A 6,509-nucleotide genomic window follows, 5' to 3' on the forward strand; every position below is an offset into this window, starting at 1 on the left:
GCGAGACGCCGCAGTCGATCAGCGTCGTGACCGCGGACCGGGTCATCGACCAGGGCGCGACCACCGTGCAGGAAGCGTTGCGCTACGTGCCAGGCGTGTTCGCCGACGCCTACGGCGCGGACTCGCGCGGCGACTATCCGCGCATCCGTGGGCAGGACCCGAACATCTATCTCGACGGCACGCGGATGGTGAACACCTGGAATTTCAATGAATGGCGGCCGGAGCCTTATACGCTGGAGCGCATCGAGGTTCTGCGCGGCCCCTCTTCCGTGCTCTACGGCGACACCTCGACGGCAGGCTTGCTGAACCTGATTTCAAAGCGGCCACGGGCGGAATCCGCCAGCGAGATCGGCGTGCAATATGGCAGCTTCAACCGCAAGCAGGTGCAGCTGGACTCCACGGGCAAGCTGACCAAGGACGGCGAGTGGCTCTATCGCTTCATCGGCGTATTCCGCGACAGCAACATGCAGACGGATTACGTCAAGGACGATCGCATCGTGCTCGCACCGTCGCTGACCTGGCGTCCGACCAACGATACCAGCTGGACCGTGCTCGGCACCTACCAAAAGGACACGACCGGCTCCTCCACCGCGTTTCTGCCGCATGAAGGCACGCTGTTTGCCGGCCCCAACGGCTTGATTCCGATCAACCGCTTCGCCAGCGAGCCGGGCTGGGACCGCTATCGGACCGAGACAGGCGCCGTCTCAAGCCTGTTCGAGCATCGCTTCAGCGACGCCCTGACCGTCAGGCAGAACATGCGTTATGTGCACGTCGAGGGCATCTATCACAGCCTCTATCCGGACGTGTACTCCAAGCCGGACAATCCGTTTCTGGATCCCGGACGGCGCACGGTGGCGCGCTACGTTTCGGCGCGCGACAGCGTCAAGGACAACTTCACCTCGGATACCAATGCCGAACTGAAATTCGCAACCGGCGCCGTCCAGCACAAGGCGCTGTTCGGGATCGATTACCGCGGCTACAGGGAGCGCGCCTCGTCCGGCGGAGGCTATGACGCGACGCCGTTCGATCTCTACGCGCCCGTTTACACCGGCGTCACGTCGCCGGACATGTCGGCCGAGCCCGACCTCCGCCAGCGCCAGCTCGGGCTCTACGCCCAGGACCAGTTGCGGCTCGGCCCCTGGCTCGCGGTGCTCGGCCTGCGCCACGACTACGTCACCAGCGACACCCAGGGGACGTCGGGCGAGCATTACCGGGCGACCACCGGCCGCGCGGCACTGATGTACGAGTTGCCGTTCGGCGTCACGCCCTACGTGACCTATGCGCAGTCGTTCAACCCGGTGTTCGGCAGCGGTGTCTGCGCCACGGGTGTCTGCACGCCACAACGCGGCGAAATGGTGGAGCTCGGCTTCAAGTACAATCCGTCACCCGGCAATGCCATCAACGGCGCGATCTTCGACACCACCGAGCGGAACAGGCTCGCCAGCGATCCCGACAATCCGCTGCTCTCGGTCCAGACCGGCAAGGTCCGCATCCGCGGCGCCGAGCTCGAGGTGCTGGCACGCATCACGCCGGAGCTTGATCTGATCGGCGCCTATACCTACCTCGATACCCGCGTCGAGAGCGGCGACAACGCCGGCAAGCATGTCGAGACCGTGCCGGACCATCAGGCCTCGCTCTGGGCAAAATACCGCCTTGCCCTATTCGGGCTGCCCGGCGTCACGCTCGGCGGCGGGGTACGCTACATCGGCGCCTCCTGGGACGGCACCGACACGCTCCGTACGCCGGACTACACCCTGTTCGATGCGATGATCCGTTACGACAACGGCCCCTGGCGGCTCCAGGTCAACGCCAGCAATCTCTTCGACAAACGCCATCTCACCACTTGCGTGGCGCGCGGCGATTGCTTCCTCGGCGTCGGCCGCACGGTGCTCGGCAGTGTGACGTACAAATTCTAGAGACAATCTCTACGTCATGCTGCCCGGCATGAAGCAGCGCACGCGCGGATGACCGTCGATATAGTGCTTCCACACCATGGTGCGACCGATCTTGTTCGGCACGGTGATCACCGCGCCGTCGGGCACCACGACCCACTCGTCGTCGATGCGGACGCGGAAGCGGCCGCGATCGGACTCCCAATCGACGTCGGCAATGACGTAGCCGTCGGCGTCGGTGCAGCACTGTCCGAATTCGCTATGCAGGCTTTCGAACCAGGGTTTTAACGGCGAGTTGGCGTAGCGCCCGTCGTCGCGCGCCAGCGCCGATGTCGCCAAGAGTGCTGTCAGGCCCAGTAATGGCGCTACACACAATCCTGCAGGTCGCATGTCGTCTCCGCGGGTCGAAATGATCGCGGCGTGGGACAACGCGCACCGCCCGCCTTCCGCAACTCGGCGAAAGGCTCGGAGGGCTGCGACTCGTTCCCCCAGCAGCTCTGCGGATAGCTATGCAAATCCGGCGCCAGCATGCATTCCGGGCAACTACTGGAGCGGGCTCGCGGCGCATTCGTCTTTCGGCGGATATGACCGCCGACGACTTTCAGCCTTCCCCGCCTGCACGAGGAATGACGACGATTGTGTGGAGCTACTGCCGGTCAGGCGGCACAGCGCGCGACGAACGCCATTTACTGCTTAGGTGCCGGCGCCATCATCCCGCCGCCACCCTTCTTCGTCGCAGGTGCCGGCGGCTTGGTGGCCGCGGCCTGCGCGGGCAGATATTTTGCGACGATGGCGGGATCGACCTGGGCGATGCTGGCGTCAGGCAGGCGCGTCCAGGCCTCGTCCTTGCCGAGCAGCGAAATTCCGAGATAGCCGCGCAGGGTCAGGGTCTGGCCATCAGGACTGACCTTCATATTGGCCTTCCAGATCTGGCCGTCGCGCGGATTGAGCACGTTGCCGCCTTCGTACTTCATGCCTTCGCGCTTCATGTTGCGGACGAAGGAGATGCCGAGCACCGGCGCGTTCTTGCGGTCGTCGGTGCACTTGCTGCAGATCTCGTTCGGATCGTCGCCGGGCCGCGGGAAGGTCTTTGCGATCACGCCTTCGAAGACGCCGTTATGGTCGATGAAGAGGAACCAACCGACCGTCTTGCCGTCTTCGACCTTCTGCCAGAGGCCCGCCGCCGTGGGCTCGGCGGTCTGCGCCGCAGACGGCGTCACCGTCGCGAGCGACAATGCCAGCGCCAGGAAGGGGAGCCGAAAGCTGGAAAAGAGAGTCCGCATTATCATCACCTTGCTGAGCCAATCACGTTGCCAAGCCACGACCGGAATGGCCGCAGACTACGGCGATTTCGCGAACGGTTCCAGCACCAGAAACATGGGGCATCGCGTGCCCGCTCGGCCGCCGTTAGTTGACACCGAGCTTCTTTTGCAGGCTGGAGGACGAGGTCGTGTACTGGAACACGAGCCGCTTCTCCGGATAGACGTAGCGATGGGCTTTTTGCGACATCAGCGCGCCCTCGTGGAAGCCGCACAGGATCAGCTTGATCTTGCCGGGATAGGTGTTGATGTCGCCGATCGCGAAGATGCCCGGCACGTTGGTCTCGAACGCGGAGGTCTCGACCGGCACCAGATTGTTCTCCAGCGCAATGCCCCAGTTCGCGACCGGACCGAGCTTCATGGTCAGTCCGAAGAACGGCAGCATGGTGTCGCAGGAAATGTCGGTCACACTGTTGTCGTTGCCCTTGATGGTGGCGCCCGCGAGCTTGCCCTCGGTGCCGGAGAGAGCGGTGACCTGGCCGAGCCGGAGATCCATCTTGCCAGCGGCAACCAGCGCGCGCATCTGCTCGACGCTGTGGGGTGCGGCGCGAAACTCGTCGCGCCGATGCAACAGCGTGATGCGCTTGGCGACCGGATGCAGATTGAGCGTCCAGTCGAGCGCGGAATCGCCGCCGCCGACGACCAGCACGTTCTTGTCGCGGAACGTTTCCATCTTGCGCACGGCGTAATGGACTGAAGTGCCTTCATAGGCCTCGATGCCCGGCACCGGCGGACGCTTGGGCTGGAACGAGCCGCCGCCGGCCGCGATCACCAACACCTTGCATTCGAACACCTTGCCCGCATCCGTGGTGCAGCGAAACAGGGGATCGCCGATCTTCTCCACGGTCTCGATCATCTCGCCGAGATGGAAGGTCGGATGGAACGGCTTGATCTGCTCCATCAGCGCCTCGGTGAGGCCCTGCCCCGAAACCTGCGGAATGCCGGGGATGTCGTAGATCGGCTTCTCCGGATAGAGCTCGGCGCATTGGCCGCCGACCTTGTCGAGGATGTCGACGAAATGCGCCTTCATGTCGAGAAGGCCAAGCTCGAAGGCGGCGAACAGACCGCAGGGGCCGGCGCCAATAATCAGCACATCGGTTTTGATCGCGTCGCTCATGTCGTCTCTTTGTCTGTCGTTGTCTGTTGGACGGCGCCCTTTGGGCAGAGGTGACCCTGCCTGTCTAGCCAACGGGGATGGATCAGGGAAGGCATAAAAGCGGGAGCGCCCCGCAGCCGCGCCCACTTGCCGGGGCAGCATAACTGGGCTGTAACGAGCAAGGATATGACGGAGATCAATCGGTGAACGCACCAAGTCGCCTCGATACGACGCCGCGCCTGGAGGACTTTCCCTACCGCCTCAGCGACAACGTCCGCTTCGGCGATCTCGATCCCAACCAGCACGTCAACAACGCGGTCTACGCCACCTATTTCGAGACCGGCCGTGTCACGCTGATGAAGCTTCCTCAGTACGGCCTGACCCCGCCGGGCCTTGCCTGGATCATGGTGCGGCTCGACATGCATTTCCGCGCCGAGTTGCACTGGCCGGGCACGATCGAGCTCGGCCTCGGCGTGGTGAAGTTGGGGCGAACCTCGGTGACCTTCGAGCAGGTCGTGTTCTCGCAAGGAAAGTGCATCGCCTCGGCGATGTCGGTCGGCGTCATGCTCGACGAGGCGACGCGGCGGCCTGCGCCGCTCAGCGCGGAGATCGTCGAGAAGCTCAGACCCTGGCACAAGCGCGGCATCGAGGTCGCGCCGCCGAACGTATAGTTCAATTCAGAAGGGGCGGGCTTGTCAGGACAAAGCCCGTCAGGACGAGGCCTGTAACGATCAGGCTTGCAACGATCAGGCTTGGCGTTCCGGCGTCGTCACGACGAGACCGTCGAGGTCGTCGGAGACCTTGATCTGGCAGGACAGACGCGAATTCGGGCGCACGTCGAAACCGAAATCGAGCATGTCCTCCTCCATCGGAGTCGGGCTGCCGACCTTCTCGCGCCAGGCTTCGTCGACATACACATGGCAGGTCGCGCAGGCGCAGGCGCCGCCGCATTCGGCCTCGACGCCGGGAACGCTGTTACGGATCGCGGCTTCCATCACGGTTGCGCCGTTCTCGATTTCCACCGTGCGGGTTTCGCCCTTGTGGTCGACAAAGTGAATCTTGGCCATGTGTGCTCGTGCTGCCGCGGTGCTGGGATGAAGGAGGGTCCGGGCTGTCCTATAACGGGTCGATCCGCCCGGCGCCATAGGGTTTTGATGCGAAGTGAATCCCGCTTTGCGGCAAGAAAATGCGTCAAAACAAGAGACTAGAGCCCGGCTCGGCCGGCTGGCCTCAAGGCTTCAGGATCGCCTCGATGGCGGCGCGGGCCTCAGTCACCGCCTCCTTCAGCGCGGCGAAGGCGTGGCGCTGGTTGTGGCCGGTCTGGATCGCGGTCTCCAGGCTGGCTGCGGCATCTGCCACCGCAAAAGCGCCGATCCCGCGGGCCGAGCCCTTGAGCTTGTGGGCAAGTGCAGCGGCCTCGGCCGGCAGCGTGGCCATCGCCGCCATCAGGCGGACCGCCTGCTCGGCGAACATGGCCAGCACTTCCTGTTCCAGCTCAGCGTCGCCGAGCGTCATCCGGGAGAGATGGTCGAGGTCGAGCGGGCTGTCGATGGGTGCAAGCGGGGGCGAGGGCATCCAGTCCATCCGTTGCAGTTCAGGCGTCATGGCGCAGGCCCCGGCATCGCGCGACGGTTCCGCCGGTCCGGCGGGCGAATTTCACCTCACCCAAGCATGGAAATGGTTAACGAAATGTTTGGGCTGTTTGACGCAGATCTGCCCGTTTATTGACGAAAAGTTGCCGCAATTAGCCACGTCCGGTGGAGAATTGCATTTATTGCTAAGGCGTTAGGGCCCGATCCTGTTAACGATGATTAAGAATGTCTTAATCGCGGGCATTTCATTCGCGACGCTCTGCCAATAGGATGTTGCAGAAATTGGCGGACAAGCCGTCCGGGTGGGGACGGCTCGGAGATCCGCGCAAGCGGCATGATCCGGTCTGTGGGCTTGCGTTGTGCGCAGGGCTCGCGGGGGGACGCGTACAAGTAACGAGGGCTCGGACTGAACATGGCGAACACTCCGAAAAAGGTCAAAGACCCGACAGAAGTTGCGCTTTCTGCGATCCAGGAAGCCCTCAACATCAGCGACACCGCTGCGGACACCAGCCGCAGCGCCTCGATGCGCAACGAGACGGCGTCCTCGGTGGCGCCGCCGCCGCCCCCGATCTTCGACGAGCCGAGCTTCGAGCCGCGCCCCGCCGCCAAC

Annotated in this window: 8 protein-coding genes; 3 read left to right on the plus strand and 5 right to left on the minus strand. The window is 63.8% G+C overall.

What is annotated here, in order from left to right:
• A partial coding sequence (locus MOV74_RS28025) for a TonB-dependent siderophore receptor (RefSeq protein WP_246929833.1) occupies window positions 1-1,916 on the plus strand: 1,916 nt, incomplete at its 5' end.
• 9 nt (window positions 1,917-1,925) lie between these two features.
• Here the strand turns inward: MOV74_RS28025 and MOV74_RS28030 are convergent.
• The 3 genes from MOV74_RS28030 to MOV74_RS28040 form a co-directional block, all read right to left on the minus strand.
• A complete protein-coding gene (locus MOV74_RS28030) occupies window positions 1,926-2,282 on the minus strand; it encodes a hypothetical protein (protein ID WP_246929834.1) in 357 nt (118 codons plus the stop codon).
• 296 nt (window positions 2,283-2,578) lie between these two features.
• Window positions 2,579-3,175 (minus strand): DUF2147 domain-containing protein, encoded by a 597-nt coding sequence (locus MOV74_RS28035; RefSeq protein WP_246929836.1) that lies wholly within the window; start codon window positions 3,173-3,175, stop codon window positions 2,579-2,581.
• 124 nt (window positions 3,176-3,299) lie between these two features.
• A complete protein-coding gene (locus MOV74_RS28040) occupies window positions 3,300-4,328 on the minus strand; it encodes an NAD(P)/FAD-dependent oxidoreductase (RefSeq protein ID WP_246929838.1) in 1,029 nt (342 codons plus the stop codon).
• A 182-nt stretch (window positions 4,329-4,510) separates the two neighbouring features.
• On the opposite strand from MOV74_RS28040, the gene MOV74_RS28045 reads away from it, so the two are divergent.
• Window positions 4,511-4,978, plus strand: coding sequence for a thioesterase family protein (locus MOV74_RS28045; protein WP_246929840.1), 468 nt, complete (start codon window positions 4,511-4,513; stop codon window positions 4,976-4,978).
• Between the two features lie 75 nt (window positions 4,979-5,053).
• Here MOV74_RS28045 and MOV74_RS28050 read toward each other — a convergent pair whose 3' ends face one another.
• Both MOV74_RS28050 and MOV74_RS28055 read right to left on the minus strand, forming a co-directional pair.
• Window positions 5,054-5,374, minus strand: a complete 321-nt coding sequence (locus MOV74_RS28050; RefSeq protein ID WP_091958957.1) for a 2Fe-2S iron-sulfur cluster-binding protein — start codon at window positions 5,372-5,374, stop codon at window positions 5,054-5,056.
• A 163-nt stretch (window positions 5,375-5,537) separates the two neighbouring features.
• Entirely contained in the window at window positions 5,538-5,912 is a 375-nt protein-coding gene (locus tag MOV74_RS28055) for an Hpt domain-containing protein (protein WP_246929841.1), read from the minus strand.
• Between the two features lie 399 nt (window positions 5,913-6,311).
• Here MOV74_RS28055 and MOV74_RS28060 point away from each other — a divergent pair.
• Window positions 6,312-6,509: hypothetical protein (locus MOV74_RS28060; protein WP_246929842.1), on the plus strand; the 198-nt coding region annotated here is incomplete at its 3' end.

This window comes from Bradyrhizobium sp. SHOUNA76 (genome assembly GCF_023006445.1).
In the GTDB taxonomy this organism is placed as follows: Bacteria; Pseudomonadota; Alphaproteobacteria; order Rhizobiales; family Xanthobacteraceae; genus Bradyrhizobium.

Coding starts and splice junctions, on each gene's coding strand:
- MOV74_RS28055 (WP_246929841.1), bottom strand. CDS start 5,912: ATGACGCCTGAACTGCAACGGATGGACTGGATGCCCTCGCCCCCGCTT.
- MOV74_RS28030 (WP_246929834.1), bottom strand. CDS start 2,282: ATGCGACCTGCAGGATTGTGTGTAGCGCCATTACTGGGCCTGACAGCA.
- MOV74_RS28035 (WP_246929836.1), bottom strand. CDS start 3,175: ATGCGGACTCTCTTTTCCAGCTTTCGGCTCCCCTTCCTGGCGCTGGCA.
- MOV74_RS28040 (WP_246929838.1), bottom strand. CDS start 4,328: ATGAGCGACGCGATCAAAACCGATGTGCTGATTATTGGCGCCGGCCCC.
- MOV74_RS28050 (WP_091958957.1), bottom strand. CDS start 5,374: ATGGCCAAGATTCACTTTGTCGACCACAAGGGCGAAACCCGCACGGTG.